This window comes from Pseudomonas sp. Irchel 3A18 (assembly GCF_900187465.1).
GTDB classification, from domain to species: Bacteria; Pseudomonadota; Gammaproteobacteria; order Pseudomonadales; family Pseudomonadaceae; genus Aquipseudomonas; species Aquipseudomonas cichorii.
In genome coordinates this window covers 90,051-103,783 of record NZ_FYDI01000008.1, presented here as the reverse complement: position 1 = coordinate 103,783, position 13,733 = coordinate 90,051, and the positions used below count along the sequence as shown (strand labels likewise).

General features: G+C 59.8%; 13 protein-coding genes. 5 read left to right on the top strand and 8 right to left on the bottom strand.

Features of this window, described 5'->3' with window-relative positions; genetic code table 11:
- Window positions 1-20: 20 nt before the first annotated feature.
- Genes CKW23_RS17090 through CKW23_RS17060 form a run of 7 tightly spaced genes read right to left on the bottom strand, consistent with a single transcriptional unit; the run spans window position 21 to window position 6,721 of the window.
- The gene (locus CKW23_RS17090; RefSeq protein WP_025260047.1) at window positions 21-857 is read right to left on the bottom strand and encodes an amino acid ABC transporter ATP-binding protein; all 837 of its coding nucleotides are present in this window, start codon (window positions 855-857) and stop codon (window positions 21-23) included.
- The gene (locus tag CKW23_RS17085) at window positions 844-1,632 is read right to left on the bottom strand and encodes an amino acid ABC transporter permease (RefSeq protein ID WP_095068034.1); all 789 of its coding nucleotides are present in this window, start codon (window positions 1,630-1,632) and stop codon (window positions 844-846) included. The genes CKW23_RS17090 and CKW23_RS17085 overlap by 14 nt, the downstream gene beginning before the upstream one ends.
- Window positions 1,622-2,356, bottom strand: coding sequence for an amino acid ABC transporter permease (locus CKW23_RS17080; protein WP_025260045.1), 735 nt, complete (start codon window positions 2,354-2,356; stop codon window positions 1,622-1,624). Before CKW23_RS17080 ends, CKW23_RS17085 begins: the two co-directional genes overlap by 11 nt.
- The gene (locus CKW23_RS17075) at window positions 2,353-3,570 is read right to left on the bottom strand and encodes an aminotransferase class I/II-fold pyridoxal phosphate-dependent enzyme (protein WP_095068033.1); all 1,218 of its coding nucleotides are present in this window, start codon (window positions 3,568-3,570) and stop codon (window positions 2,353-2,355) included. Before CKW23_RS17075 ends, CKW23_RS17080 begins: the two co-directional genes overlap by 4 nt.
- Window positions 3,567-4,988: an FAD-binding oxidoreductase gene (locus tag CKW23_RS17070; RefSeq protein ID WP_095068032.1), complete on the bottom strand. Its 1,422-nt coding sequence runs from the start codon at window positions 4,986-4,988 to the stop codon at window positions 3,567-3,569. The genes CKW23_RS17075 and CKW23_RS17070 overlap by 4 nt, the downstream gene beginning before the upstream one ends.
- The gene (locus CKW23_RS17065; RefSeq protein ID WP_025260042.1) at window positions 4,985-5,824 is read right to left on the bottom strand and encodes a transporter substrate-binding domain-containing protein; all 840 of its coding nucleotides are present in this window, start codon (window positions 5,822-5,824) and stop codon (window positions 4,985-4,987) included. Before CKW23_RS17065 ends, CKW23_RS17070 begins: the two co-directional genes overlap by 4 nt.
- Before the next feature lie 57 nt (window positions 5,825-5,881).
- Window positions 5,882-6,721 (bottom strand): transporter substrate-binding domain-containing protein, encoded by an 840-nt coding sequence (locus tag CKW23_RS17060; RefSeq protein ID WP_095068031.1) that lies wholly within the window; start codon window positions 6,719-6,721, stop codon window positions 5,882-5,884.
- Window positions 6,722-6,968: 247 nt separating this feature from the next.
- Between CKW23_RS17060 and CKW23_RS17055 the strand changes: the two genes are divergently transcribed.
- The 5 genes from CKW23_RS17055 to CKW23_RS17035 all read left to right on the top strand — a co-directional run bounded on the left by CKW23_RS17055 (window position 6,969) and on the right by CKW23_RS17035 (window position 11,227).
- Window positions 6,969-7,841 (top strand): LysR substrate-binding domain-containing protein, encoded by an 873-nt coding sequence (locus CKW23_RS17055; RefSeq protein ID WP_038400372.1) that lies wholly within the window; start codon window positions 6,969-6,971, stop codon window positions 7,839-7,841.
- Window positions 7,842-7,909: 68 nt separating this feature from the next.
- On the top strand, window positions 7,910-9,130 hold the full coding sequence (locus tag CKW23_RS17050; RefSeq protein WP_095068030.1) for a putative DNA modification/repair radical SAM protein: 1,221 nt from the start codon (window positions 7,910-7,912) through the stop codon (window positions 9,128-9,130).
- Complete coding sequence (locus CKW23_RS17045) at window positions 9,127-9,960, top strand: TIGR03915 family putative DNA repair protein (RefSeq protein WP_025260038.1); 834 nt, start codon at window positions 9,127-9,129, stop codon at window positions 9,958-9,960. The genes CKW23_RS17050 and CKW23_RS17045 overlap by 4 nt, the downstream gene beginning before the upstream one ends.
- A 131-nt stretch (window positions 9,961-10,091) precedes the next feature.
- Window positions 10,092-10,919 carry an NAD-dependent protein deacetylase gene (locus CKW23_RS17040; RefSeq protein ID WP_025260037.1) on the top strand — a complete coding sequence of 276 codons (828 nt, stop codon included), beginning with the start codon at window positions 10,092-10,094 and terminating at the stop codon, window positions 10,917-10,919.
- A gap of 47 nt (window positions 10,920-10,966) precedes the next feature.
- A complete protein-coding gene (locus CKW23_RS17035) occupies window positions 10,967-11,227 on the top strand; it encodes a helix-turn-helix domain-containing protein (protein ID WP_081741932.1) in 261 nt (86 codons plus the stop codon).
- An 11-nt stretch (window positions 11,228-11,238) separates the two neighbouring features.
- Here CKW23_RS17035 and CKW23_RS17030 read toward each other — a convergent pair whose 3' ends face one another.
- On the bottom strand, window positions 11,239-13,608 hold the full coding sequence (locus CKW23_RS17030) for a DNA polymerase II (protein ID WP_025260036.1): 2,370 nt from the start codon (window positions 13,606-13,608) through the stop codon (window positions 11,239-11,241).
- Window positions 13,609-13,733: the final 125 nt, after the last annotated feature.

Here is a 13,733-nt window from a genome sequence, read left to right as displayed (position 1 = left end):
CCGGTGGGGTTCGATTTTAGTTATACGGACAGGCTGTAACGGCTGATATTGCTCAGTGCAAACGGGTCGGAGGACACCGGCGGACGACGTCCGGAATCACCCAGAGCGTGGCGCAGAAACTCGCGGGTTCGCTCACTGGTCGGACGCTGGAATATCTGCTCGGCGCTGCCGTGCTCGACGATCAGGCCGTTCTCGGTGAAATACACCACGTCGCTGATTTCTTCGGCGAAACGCATTTCGTGGGTCACCAGCACACAGGTCATGCCTTCTTCGGTCAGCTCGCGGATTACGGTCAGCACTTCACCGACAGTTTCCGGGTCCAGGGCCGAGGTCACTTCGTCGAACAGGATCAGTTCCGGGCGCATGGTCAAGGCCCGGGCAATCGCAACTCGCTGCTGCTGGCCACCGGACAATTGCCCAGGATAAGCATCGGCCTTGTGTTCCATACGCACCTTGGCGAGCAAGGCACGCGCCTGTTTCTCAGCTTCGGCGCGCTCGATCCCCAGCACCTTGCGCGGGGCGATTACCAGGTTTTCCAGCACCGACAGATGCGGAAACAGGTTGTACTGCTGGAACACAAAACCCACGCGTTTGCGCAGTTCGATACGCTCCGCTTCGCGGGTCAGGGCATGAACGTCGGTATTGCCCACGCGGATGGTGCCGCGCTGGGTCTGCAACAGCCCGGTGATGCAGCGCAGGATGGTTGACTTGCCCGAACCGGACGGGCCGATGATCGACACTGCCTGACCGCGCTGCACATCCAGATCGATGCCCTTGAGCACCAGGTTGCTGCCAAATGACAGGTGCAGGTCGCGCAGACTGACCAGAGGCTCGGCGCCAGAATCAATAGAAGGCATAACGTCGCTCCAGGCGTTGGGTCAGACGGGAAATCGGGTAGCAATAGGCAAAGAACAGCACCAGCAGGCTGCAATAAATGATCACGGTGAAACCGGTCTGATTGACGGTGTTGCTGGCAATCTGCGCGGTGTCGATCACGTCATGCACACCCACCAGCGAAGCCAGTGCCGTGCCCATGGTGATAACCGCGTAGAGGTTCATCCACGGCGGCAGCATGCGTTTGAAGCACTGCGGCAGGATGATCGAGGTGAATATCTGCCCACGGGTGAACGCCAGCGAACGTGCGGCTTCCCATTGGGTGCTGGGGATCGACGCCACGGCTCCCCTGAAGATTTCCGCGACATTGGCACTGGCCGGCAAAGCCAGGCCGATGGTGACCTTCACCCAGTCGGGAAACGAGATATAGGTGCTGCCGATCTTGATCTCGAACGGGAACACATAAGTGGTGAAATAGATCAGCACCAGCCAGGGCGCATTGCGAAAGATCTGTATCCAGATTCGCGCAGGCAGGCGCAGCAGCCTGAAAGGCGACATTCCCAGAGCGCCGACCAGCAGTCCGAACACCGTCCCCAGACCGATGGCAACCAGACTGATCAGGATGTTCTGGCCAAAACCCACCGCCAAAGCAGGCGACCACTGCATCAATGCCAGGAACACCGGGCTGTTCGGCGCACCGAAAATCAGCCAGGCAACCGTCAGAACAACCAGTGTCAGCGCCAGTAAATGGCGACGCGGCCACGCGACAGGCGTGGCAACCGATGAATCAATGGCCATAGCCGGGCATCCTCAGGCGTGATTCCAGGGCGCGCCCTGCACAGTTGACGATAAAGCTGAGCAAGCCGAAAAAGCTCAGGATCAGGATCATCAGTTCCAGCACGTTATCGCTCTGGGTCCAAATCATGATCGCCGCATAGGTGATGTCCCCCACCGCGATGGCCGAAGCCACGGCAGTCATCTTCACCAGATCGATCAGGTTATTGATCAGCGATGGCAAGGCAAAACGCACAGCCAGTGGCAACTGCACGTTCCACAGCAACTGGCGACTGTTGAAAGCCAGAGAGCTGGCGGCTTCCAGGGTCACGGAAGGAACCGCTTCGATACCGGCCCGCAAGGCTTCAGCATGGAAAGCCCCCTTGTGCAGAGAAATCACGATCACCACCCAGGCGAAAGGTGTCAGCGGATTGGCTGCACCGACGGCCTGGGTCAACAGCATGTTCAACACCAGAAAGGCGCAATACAGTTGCACCAGCGTCGGCGTATTGCGGGTGACTTCAATGAATACTCTGGCTGGCGAACGCAGCCATGGCTTGCCCGAAGTGAGCATGGCCGCCAGGGCGACACCCACCAGCAGGCTGCCAACGATGGTGAGCAGGCACAGCAGCAAGGTGGTCAACGCCCCGTCGACCATCGTGCCGCGCTGATAGGCATCCAGCAGAAAGGCGTAGTTCAGGCCAAATCCGGCCGTCCACTGTACGAACGACTCCAGCAAGTGACTCATGGCGCCTCCCCCACACTCAACTGCGCACAGGCACTGGCAATACGCTGCCCGGCTTCGATCACGGTTTCGGTGGCCGTGGCAATCGACAGGCGAAACCACGGCGACAAACCATAAGCACTGCCTGCGACACCGGCCACGCCGGACTCCAGCAGCCAGGCGACCACATCGGCATCGTTTTCCAGTTGCAGGCCGTCCGGGCGATAGCGACCCAGCAACCCGGCGCACCGCACGAAAACAAAGAAGCCGCCCTGGGGCACCAGCACTTCAAGGCCATCGACGGCACTCAGGGTTTCAACCAGCAAGTCCCGGCGCAGGTGGTAGGCCGCCACGTGTTGCGGCAGAAACTCCAGCCCGCCCTCAAACGCTGCCAATGCCGCAGCCTGCCCCACCGATGAAGCGCCGGAGGTCGACTGCGATTGCACCACGGTCATGGCCGTGGTGAGTTCATGCGGTCCGGCCCCGAAGCCGACCCGCCAGCCGGTCATGGCGTAAGTCTTGGACACGCCGCCCACCAGCAGGCAGCGCGGCTGCAAGTCCGGCGCGACATTGAGCAAGCTCTGGGCAGGTTGCCCGTCGAAACGAATGTGCTCGTACAACTCGTCCAGCAACACCAGCACGTGCGGATGACGACGCAGCACGTCAGCCAGCGCCAACAGCTCCGCCTCGCTATACACCGCGCCACTGGGGTTGCCCGGCCCGTTGAGGATCAGCCAGCGCGTTCGCTCACCGATATGGCGTTCCAGTTGCGTCGGGGTCAGCTTGCAGCCTTGCTCCAGGCCGCACTCGATAAACACCGGCTCACCGCCATTGAAACGCACACTGTCCGGGAATGACGGCCAGTACGGCACTGGCACCAGCACTTCGTCGCCGTCATTCAGGGTCGCGGCGAATGCATTGAAGATGATCTGCTTGGCACCGTTGGCTATCACGATGGAAGCCAATGGATAATCCAGAGCGTTTTCGCGCTGCAACTTGCCTTGCACCGCTTCGCGCAAGGCCCGCACACCGGGGGTCGGTGTGTATTTGGTGGCACCCGCGGCAATGGCCTTGAAGGCTGCCTGCTTGATGTGTTCAGGGGTGTCGAAATCCGGCTCGCCGGTGGTCAGGTCGAGAATATCCACCCCGGCATCGCGCAAGGCGGTAGCCCGGGATTTGGCGGCGGCGTTGGCCGAAAGCGAGACGCGCTGTACGCGTTTTGACAAGCCGATGCTCATGCTCGGGCCTCCAGTACCTTGCCCGGATTGAGCAGGTTGTTCGGGTCCAGTGCCTGCTTGATGCGGCGCATCAGATCCAGTTCCACAGGGCTTTTGTAACGGGACAGCATGTCCAGCTTGCGCTGGCCGATGCCGTGTTCGGCGCTGATCGAGCCGCCATGGGCATGGGCGCTGTCGTGCACCCGCTCGCTCAGTTCGGCGTAACGAGCCATGTGCGCCTCGACCGTGGAGCCCAGCGGATGCGCGACGTTGTAATGCAGGTTGCCATCACCCAGGTGACCAAACGTGAAGTTGCGTACACCGGGAAAGTGCTCTTGCAACAAGGCATCGGTCCGGGTCACGAACTCAACGACACGGGAAATCGGCACCGAGATATCGTGCTTCATATTGCGCCCGGCACGCCGCTGGGCATCGCTCATGTTCTCGCGCAACTGCCACAGCGCCTGGCTCTGGGCCAGGCTTTCGGCAATCAGGGCATCGCTGAGCAGATCGACTTCAAATGCATCGCCTAACACGGCTTCAAAACTCTGCCGCGCATGGCTTTCGCTGTGGTTATCGGACAGTTCCAGCAAGGCGAACCAAGGGTACGCAGCATGGCTGAAGGGTTGCGGCCCTTGTGGAAACTGTTCACGCAGCAAGGTCAGGCAGTCAGCCGAAAGCAGCTCGAAAGCGGTCAGGCTTGCTCCAAACCCGGCACGGGCGTGGGACAGGAAACGCACCGCCTGGGCCAGCGACTCAAACGCCAGAAATGCCGTGAGTTGCGCCTTGGGCAGTGGGAACAGTTTCAAGGTCGCTGCGGTGATAATGCCCAGCGTACCTTCGCTGCCGATGAACAGGTCCCGCAGGTCATAGCCGGTATTGTCCTTGCGCAGACCGCGCAGCCCTTCCCAGATTTCACCCTGGGCCGTGACCACTTCAAGCCCCAGCGTCAGTTCGCGGGCATTACCATAACGCAATACGGCGTTGCCACCGGCATTGGTGCCCAGGTTGCCACCAATGGTGCAACTGCCTTGCGCGCCCAGGCTGAGCGGGAACAGGCGGTCAGCCTTGCGAGCGATGTCCTGCAGATGTTGCAGGATGCAGCCGGCTTCGACCGTCAGGGTGTCGTTATCGGTGTCGATCTCACGCACACGGTTCATGCGCTCCAGCAGCAACAACACGGCCTTGCCGCTGGCATCCGGCGTTGCAGCGCCCATCAGGCCCGTGTTGCCGCCCTGCACCACCACGGGTGCAGCATGGGCGACACACAAACGCACCACGGCGGCGACCTGTTCGGTGTCCGCAGGACGCACCGCCGCGACCACTTGCCCGACATAGCGCCCCTGCTTGTCAGTCAAGCGCTCACGGGCCTGTTCGCCAGTCTGCACATGACTGGCGCCCAACAGTTGCTGCAATGCCTGGAACAGTCCATCACTCATGGCGTGGCAGCCAGCGGCGCTGCATTGCGGTATTGCTCATGCAGATCATGCAAGGCCTGGGACGGCGCCATACCGGTGCGATGACCCAGTTCGATCAACCAGCCGCTGCGATGCCAGTCACGAACAATGGCGTCCAGACGGGCCTGAATGTCTTTCTCGCCCTTGCGCAGCCAGATCACCGATTTGGAGGGAATCAGGTCCGTGGCCAAGGGAATCTCGAAGCCGGACCATTCCGCATCGGCCAACAAGGTATGCATGGTCGGGCTGACATGCACCGCGGCCACACAACCATTGCCACGCAACGACAGCAGCGATTCGGACTGGCTGCGAAATGCCTTGATTTGCGCGCCATAGACTTCCTGCAACGGCTTGATGAAATTGCTGCCCTGGGACACGCACACCGGCTTGTCCTTGAGGTCTTCCCATTTGCTGATCCCCGCGCCCTTGCGGATCAGCGCCGCCCCGCCGACTTCCTCGTAAGGCGTGGGCACGTAATCGAGAATCTGCGCACGCTCTTCAGTCAGTTGCATGTTGGCGATCAACAGATCGACCTTGCCTTGCTGCAAGAACTGCACGCGGTTGGGGGCCAGCACCGAAACGGTTTCCAGCTCCACGTTCAGACGCTTGGCGATTTCCTTCGACAGCTCGACGTTGTAGCCCAGATGCTCGCCGGTCTTGGGATCAATGGTGCCGAACGGAGGACCGCTGAGGATCACACCGATGCTGATCTTGTGGCGCTCCTGAATCTTGTCCAGGGTCGCGTCGGCACTGGCCAGCCCGGCGCAAAGGACCAGCCCCAGCGCGGTCAGCGTCTTGGCTGTAAAAAATCTGCTCATGGGAGCCTTCCTTGAATGGCCGACGCTAGGCGCGTCGGCAGGGAAATGGGAGAACGATCAGGCACCCTTGGCCTTGAACTGCTCATGCAGCTCCACCAGTGCCGGGGAGGCTGGCGTGATGTTGTGGCGTTTTTCGACTTCGATCAGCCAGCCGGTGCGATGCCAGTCCTTGACGATGCTGTCCAGACGCGCCTGAGTGTCGGTTTCGCCCAGGCGAGTCCAGATCACCGAAGGTGCCGGGTTCAGTTCCGGGATAATGGCGCGATAGCCCTTCCACTCCTCGTTGCTGGCCAGTAGCGGATTGATCAGCGTGGCGTCATGCACAGCCGCGACACAATTATTGCCGCGCAGCGCCAGCAAGGATTCGGCGGAGCTTTTGAACGCCTTGAGTTCGGCACCGAACCCGGTCAACGGTTTGATGTAGCTGCTGCCCTGAGACGTGCAGACAGGTTGGCCCTTGAGATCCTCCCAACGGGTGATCTTGCTGTCCTTGAGCACAACGGCTGTGCCACCGACCTTGTAAAAAGGTGTCGGTACCGAACCGAGAATCTGCCCGCGCTCCGGGGTCCACTCCATATTGGCGATCAACAGATCGACCTTGCCTTGTTGCAGGAATTGCACGCGATTGGCCGTCAATACCGACACCAGCTCCACCTCGACGCCCAGACGGCGTCCCAGGTCTTCAGCCAGATCCACGTTCGCGCCTTTAGGCTTCTGGGTCGCCGGATCGATGGAGCCAAAAGGCCCGCCGGACAACAACACGCCCACCACCAGGCGATGACGCTCCTGGATCTTGTCCAGGGTGGCATCGGCCAGTGCCGAACCACTGACCGCAAGACCGGCAAACAGCCCCAGCATGGCCGGGAAGAAACATGAAACGGATGAGCGAGTCGGCATGTAAATTCCCCAGGCAAATGATCGGAGTTCCCCGAACTGATGCCGGGACATTACGGATCGTTGCCTGTTAACGGAAATTCAAATATCAAATATGGTTATAACTTTCCATGCAGAGCCTGCTCAACCGCCAACAAAAATCCAGCATTCATTGGACAAAACTAAAAATCGCAGAAAAAACACCACACCAAACATAAAATTACGTAATGTATTTGCCTGAACCCCTGATATGAATTCAGCACAAATCACCATGACTGCCCCATCAAGCCCGACCTCGACGCTCGATCTGGAACTGCTGCGCACCTTTGTCGCGGTGGTCGATCATCACAGCTTTGCCGAAGCCGGCCTGCAGCTGTCGCGCACCCAGTCTTCGGTCACTCAGCACATGCAGCGTCTGGAACAACAAGTGGGTGTCAGCCTGTTCCAGAAACAAGGTCGCCAGAAGCAACTGACCGAGCCAGGCCGGCAACTGCTGCGCCACGCACGGCAGATGCTGTCGCTCAATGACGATGCCCTGAACTCGTTGCGCGAGAGCAGCCTGAGCGGCGTGCTGCGCATCGGCTCGCCCCATGACATCGCCGACACCATCCTGCCGCCCTTGCTGAGCCATATCGCCCGCTCGGCTCCGCGTCTGCGCCTGGAAATCGATGTGGGCCGCAGCCCGTTCCTGATGGAAGACCTGCATCGCGGCAAGGTGGACATGGTGATTTCCACCCGCGAAGATCCGACCCTGGAAGGTTTTGCCTTGCGTACTTCGCCTGTGTGGTGGATCTGTTCCGCGCAATACATCCATGTACCGGACGAACCGCTGCCGCTGATTCTGGTGGATGAACCGAGTATCTACCGACGCTATGCCCTGCAAGCCCTGGAAGCGGCCAATATTCCATGGCGACAGGCGTACCTGGCGTCCAATCTGATCGGCATCAAGGCCGCCACTCGCGCAGGCCTTGGCGTGACGCCGCGCAGCATGGAAATGCTCGGGCCGGACATGCGCGTACTGGGTGAAAACGATGGCCTGCCGCGCCTGCCCGACGTGACCTATCACCTGTGGATCAGGCCCAATACCGTGAATCCTCTGGCTCGCAAGGCCTATGAATTGATACGGGCCAGTCAAGGGTTGTAGGCAAAATCCGAGCTTGTAGTAAGGCGCCCAACCGGATACTGTATATAAAAACAGTATTGGTATTTTTCATGCAGCTCATCGACAAGCTCAGCATTCTGGCAGACGCTGCCAAATACGATGCGTCGTGCGCCAGCAGTGGCGCGCCCAAGCGCAGCTCACAAGGCAAGACCGGGCTGGGCTCGACCACCGGCATGGGCATTTGTCACAGCTTCACGCCGGATGGCCGCTGTGTCTCGCTATTGAAAATCCTGCTGACCAACTTCTGCCTGTATGACTGCCAGTACTGCGTCAACCGTCGCTCAAGCGATGTGCCTCGCGCCCGCTTCAACCCGGAAGAAGTCGTTACCCTGACCCTGGATTTCTATCGACGCAACTGCGTCAGCGGGTTGTTCCTGAGTTCCGGCATCATCCGCTCCGCCGACTACACCATGGAGCAACTGATACAGGTCGCCCGCCTGCTGCGGGAAAAACACGAGTTTCGCGGCTACATCCATCTCAAGACCATCCCGGATGCCGACCCGGCGCTGATTGAACAGGCCGGTCGCTATGCCGATCGCCTGAGCGTGAATATCGAGCTGCCCACCGATGCCAGCCTGCAAACCCTGGCGCCGGAAAAGGACGTGAAGTCCATCAATCAGGCCATGAAGACCATCCATACCGGCGAGCAGACCGTACTCAACGAACCCCGCGCCCCGCGTTTTGCGCCCGCCGGGCAAAGTACACAGATGATCGTGGGTGCCGACGCCACCGATGACAGCACCATCCTGCACAGCGCCCAGTCGCTCTACAGCAACTTCAAGTTGCGCCGGGTCTATTACTCGGCGTTCAGCCCGATCCCCAACAGCCCGAACAGCGTACCCCTGGCCGCACCGCCCCTGCTGCGCGAGCATCGCCTGTATCAGGCGGACTTCCTGTTGCGCGGCTATGGCTTTACGGCCAACGAACTGCTGAGCGGACCGGGCGATCTGGCTCTGGACATCGACCCCAAGCTGGCCTGGGCCTTGAATAACCGGTCGGTTTTCCCGCTGGACCTGAACAATGCCGAACCGGCCTTGATCGCCCGCATCCCCGGCATCGGCATTCGTACCACCCAGCGGCTGGTCGAACTGCGCAGGCAACGGCGCATTCGCTACGAAGACCTGACTCGCCTGCGTTGCGTACTGGCCAAGGCCAAGCCGTTCATCATCACCAGCGATTACCATCCGTCCCAGGCCGAGAGCAGCAGCGAGCAATTGCATTATCAATTGCGTGACAGGCCACAACCTCAACAACTGGGGCTCTGGGGATGATCTGCCTGGATTGCGATGACCTGTTCGACACCTGGCGTCAGCAGGCCCGCTGGCTGTTGAGCCATGAAATAGATCCCAGCCGGGTGAGCTGGAAGGCTGTCGACGATGCCGACCTGTTCTCCAGCGACGAAGATGTACCGCAGGAACACGGGCCTTTTCAGGCGCGAGTGCCGCTGGAGTTGCTGAAACTGCTGCAAAGCGCCGCCTGCTATCGAGGCGATCAACGCTGGAGTCTGTTGTATGAAGTACTCTGGCGGGTCAGCCATGGCGACCGCACCGCCATGCTGGCAGGCGACAGACTGGGCAGTGAGTTGCATCGACGCCTCAAGACCATCGGCCGCGAAGCCCATCACCTGCATGCCTTCCTGCGTTTTGTGGCGCTTCCCGCCCCAAGTGAAACACCTGAACTGCTGCAACCTGAATACGTCGCGTGGCATGAACCGGCCCACGACATTCTGCAAAGCGCCAGCCAGCACTTCATCGGGCGCATGGGCCAGCATCGCTGGATGATCGCCACCCCACAGGACGGGGTTTATTACGATGGCACGCAACTGATCCACGAACGGCGCTGCCCCGAAGTGTGGCAAAAAATGGCCCGTCAGGCAGAAGATCCCCATGGCAACCTGTGGCTGACCTATTACAGCCATATCTTCAACCCTGCACGCCTGAACCCCAAAGTCATGCAAGGCCATATGCCTTCCCGCTTCTGGAAAACCCTGCCCGAAGGCCCCCTGATCCCCGCCCTCATCACCCAGGCCAGAACCGGCAAACAAAAGGATGGCCAGGCCAGTGATATTGGAACAAGACCCGGTAAAAGGATTGGCCGGTAGGCGAATCCATTCGCGAGACGGTATTCCAGACGATACATTTTCTTGGGATGTACCGGCACCTCGCGAATGACTTCGCCCCCACGCGATCGGTGTTAATGTCTCGACCTGGACCCTCCGTTAGAGGTGCGACGATGCTGGACAACCAAATCCACGATCTGCTTCAGGCCCTGACCGACAAACCGCTCCTTGTCCTGACCGGCGCGGGCATCAGCACCGCGTCGGGCATTCCCGACTATCGCGACAAGGACGGTGTGCGGCGTGGCAAGCAGCCGATGATGTATCAGGAATTCCTCAAGGCACCCAGCGCACGCCAGCGTTACTGGGCGCGAGCGATGCTCGGCTGGCCGCGTATCCGCCAGGCCGAACCCAATACCGCGCACCGGGCATTGGCCAGTTTGCAGGCGGGTGGGCATATCAGCGGGCTTATCACCCAGAATGTCGACGCGCTCCATGATCAGGCGGGCAGCCATGACGTGATCGAGCTGCATGGCAGCCTGCATCGCGTGTACTGCCTGGACTGCCATCAGCGCAGCGACCGGGCTGCAATCCAGGACATCATGGTTGCGCAGAACCCTTATCTCTCGGGGGTCGACGCCATACAGGCGCCTGATGGCGACACCCTGCTGGACTCGTCTTTCGAGACAGACTTTCAAGTACCCCATTGCCCACATTGCGATGGCCAGCGACTGAAACCGGACGTGGTGTTCTTTGGTGAAAACGTTGCAACCGACACCGCCGCCAAAGCCACCCAAAGTGTCGAACAGGCAGAAGGGCTGCTGGTGGTCGGCACTTCATTGATGGCCTGGTCGGCCTTTCGCTTGTGCAAGGCGATGGTCGAGAAAGGCAAGCCCGTCATAGCCATCAATCAGGGCAAGACCCGTGCAGACGATTTGCTGGACATGAAGATCGAGGCTTCGTGCGAACAGGTGTTGCCGATGCTGGTGGAGCGTTTGCTTTAGTTGTGATCAGCGGGCCGTGCGCAACAACGACATAACGTCTTGCGACCCTGACGGACGAGAAACTGCTGGAGAAACGCCTGTATTCGGAACGTCCGCCACGGGAAGAATATGTCTTGACCGAGGCTGGGCGTGACTACTTGCCGGTGCTGTTCATGATCGGAGCCTGGGGCAAGAAGCATCGCGGCGAAGGCAATCTGACGCGCTTTCTGGATGCCGAGACGGGCATCGATATCAAGCCCATTGCAATTGATACGGTGAACGGTTCAGAAATCGGAACCCGTGCAATCCGCATTGAAATCCCGGAATGAGCCAGCCGTGATCAGAAGTCAAAGCTGAGCTGATCCAGGCTCTGCAAGTCAATGGTGTGCGACAGCACAAACGGCAGGATGGCATCAGCCAAGGGTTGTAGCTGTCTGGTGATGTAGTGGTCGTAGTCGATGGGCGCGGTGCGAATCTCCAGAGGCTCAGGCCCGGCAATGGTTATCACATAACTGATCCAGCCTCCGCTCTGGTACTGACGCGGTCGCCCCTGGCTGTCGTTGTACTCATCGGCAAGGCGCGCCGCGCGCACATGGGGCGGTACGTTGCGCTGGTAGTCGTCCAGCTTGCGCCGCAGCCGCTTGCGATAGATCAGCAAGTCATCGAGTTCGCCTGCCAGGGTACGCCGCACATACTCGCGCACATAATCCTGATAAGGCTGGCGCTTGAAGATCCGCAGGTACAGTTCCTGCTGGAATTGCTGCGCCAGCGGTGACCAGTCGGTACGTACGGTTTCCAGCCCCTTGTAGACCATTTCCTCGCTGCCGTCGGCGCGGGTTACCAGGCCGGCGTAACGCTTCTTGCTGCCCTCCTCTGCGCCCCGGATGGTCGGCATCAGAAAGCGGCGGAAATGCGTTTCAAACTGCAGCTCAAGTGCACTGTGCAATCCGTACTCGTTGTGCAGATGCTCGCGCCACCACTGGTTGACGTGCTGGACCAGCGAGCGACCGATATCCGTCGCCTCTTCCTGCCCATGGGCGCGTCCTAGCCAGACAAAGGTCGAATCGGTGTCGCCGTAGATCACCGTGTAGCCCTGAGCCTGGATCAGTTCACGGGTCTTGAGCATGATTTCGTGGCCACGCATGGTGATCGACGACGCCAGGCGCGGGTCGAAAAAGCGGCAACCACTCGACCCCAGCACGCCATAGAAGGCATTCATGATGATCTTCAACGCCTGGGACAGCGGCGCATTGTGTTCACGCTTGGCGGTTTCCCGGCCACGCCAGACCCGCTCGACGATGGAAGGCAGGCTATGCCGGGTGCGGGAAAAGCGTGCGCCACGAAAGCCCGGCACGGAATATTCGTCATCCGGCTGGCGCATGCCTTCGATCAAACCAACAGGATCGATCAGGAATGAGCGGATAATCGACGGGTACAGACTCTTGTAGTCCAGCACCAGCACGGACTCATACAGGCCGGGCTGGGAGTCCATGACAAAGCCGCCGGGGCTGGCTTCCGGCAGGCGCTCGCCGAGATTGGGCGCGACAAAGCCCTGACGATGCATCAGCGGAATATACAGATGACAGAAAGCGGCAACCGAACCTCCGCTGCGATCGGCAGGCAGCCCCGTGACCGTTGCACGCTCCAGCAGGAAAGTCAGTAATTCGGTTTTGGCAAAGATCCGCGTGACCAGTTCGCAGTCCTTGATGTTGTAGCGGGCCAGCGCCGGCTTGTCCTCGGCGAACATGCGGTTGATTTCGTCCATGCGCTGATAGGGCGTATCAATGGCCTTGCCTTCGCCCAGCAGAGTCTGCGACACGTTTTCAAGGCTGAACGAAGGGAAACTCCACGTTGCCGAACGCAAGGCTTCGATACCGTCGATAACCAGACGCCCGCTGATATCGGCAAAGTAATGGTTGTCACGGTTGCCATGCTCGCGCCAGCCCATGGGCTGGTTATCGCGCCCCAATATCAAAGGGACCTGCAAGCGCTTGGCATGCTCATGCAGAACCCGCAGGTCGAACTGCACCACATTCCAGCCGATGATTGCATCCGGGTCATGCAGGGCCAGCCACTGGTTCAGTCTTTCCAGCAACTGCGCACGGGTGTCGCAATATTCGAGCTGGAAATCCAGTGTTTCATTGCCGCCGTTGGCAGGTCCCAGCATGTAGACCTGACGCTGCCCGCAGCCTTCCAGGGCAATCGAATACAACTCGCCACGGGAGGTGGTTTCGATATCCAGCGAAACCAGTTTCAGTTGTGGCCGATAATCGGGGTCAGGCTTGATCTGGGCATTGCACAGCACACCCTGCGCATCGGGCGTACCGCCGAACAGCACCGGTGCGGTAATGAAACGCTCCATCAGATAGCGTTCAGGGGGGCGGATATCGGCTTCGTAGACATCCACATTGCCCTTGCGCAACAGTTTCTCGATGTTCATCAACTGCCGATGCTGTTGGCAATAGACACCCAGCACCGGGCGGTGACGAAAATCACAGAGCGCCAGCGGACGCAGCTCTAAACCACGCTCACCGCGCAGCAATTCCCTTGCTCGCTCGCCCTGCTCGGCGGGCACAAAAGCGACGGAAGGCTGGCAAGGCAGGCGGATATGTCTGGGGCCATGATCGGTGGCTAACCAGAAGTCGACTTCAGTCCCGGCTGGCGTATCACGCCAGTGTCGGCTCAGGATAAAGCCCTGCTGTAAATCCAACGCGCTGACCTCAAGAAAGTGTTTCAGGTGCTGATTCTACCCTTCGAGCCCCCGGCATGAGCGAATTCATTCCTTCAGGCTTTGAATCAGTACGCTTCACAAAACAGAATAAAAATATTTCCCAT

Excerpts from the sequence above, each read along its gene's own strand:
- CKW23_RS17085 (WP_095068034.1), bottom strand. The coding sequence starts at position 1,632 with ATGGCCATTGATTCATCGGTTGCCACGCCTGTCGCGTGGCCGCGTCGC.
- CKW23_RS17040 (WP_025260037.1), top strand. The coding sequence starts at position 10,092 with ATGCTGGACAACCAAATCCACGATCTGCTTCAGGCCCTGACCGACAAA.
- CKW23_RS17090 (WP_025260047.1), bottom strand. The coding sequence starts at position 857 with ATGCCTTCTATTGATTCTGGCGCCGAGCCTCTGGTCAGTCTGCGCGAC.
- CKW23_RS17080 (WP_025260045.1), bottom strand. The coding sequence starts at position 2,356 with ATGAGTCACTTGCTGGAGTCGTTCGTACAGTGGACGGCCGGATTTGGC.
- CKW23_RS17070 (WP_095068032.1), bottom strand. The coding sequence starts at position 4,988 with ATGAGTGATGGACTGTTCCAGGCATTGCAGCAACTGTTGGGCGCCAGT.
- CKW23_RS17050 (WP_095068030.1), top strand. The coding sequence starts at position 7,910 with ATGCAGCTCATCGACAAGCTCAGCATTCTGGCAGACGCTGCCAAATAC.
- CKW23_RS17060 (WP_095068031.1), bottom strand. The coding sequence starts at position 6,721 with ATGCCGACTCGCTCATCCGTTTCATGTTTCTTCCCGGCCATGCTGGGG.
- CKW23_RS17075 (WP_095068033.1), bottom strand. The coding sequence starts at position 3,570 with ATGAGCATCGGCTTGTCAAAACGCGTACAGCGCGTCTCGCTTTCGGCC.
- CKW23_RS17065 (WP_025260042.1), bottom strand. The coding sequence starts at position 5,824 with ATGAGCAGATTTTTTACAGCCAAGACGCTGACCGCGCTGGGGCTGGTC.
- CKW23_RS17055 (WP_038400372.1), top strand. The coding sequence starts at position 6,969 with ATGACTGCCCCATCAAGCCCGACCTCGACGCTCGATCTGGAACTGCTG.
- CKW23_RS17045 (WP_025260038.1), top strand. The coding sequence starts at position 9,127 with ATGATCTGCCTGGATTGCGATGACCTGTTCGACACCTGGCGTCAGCAG.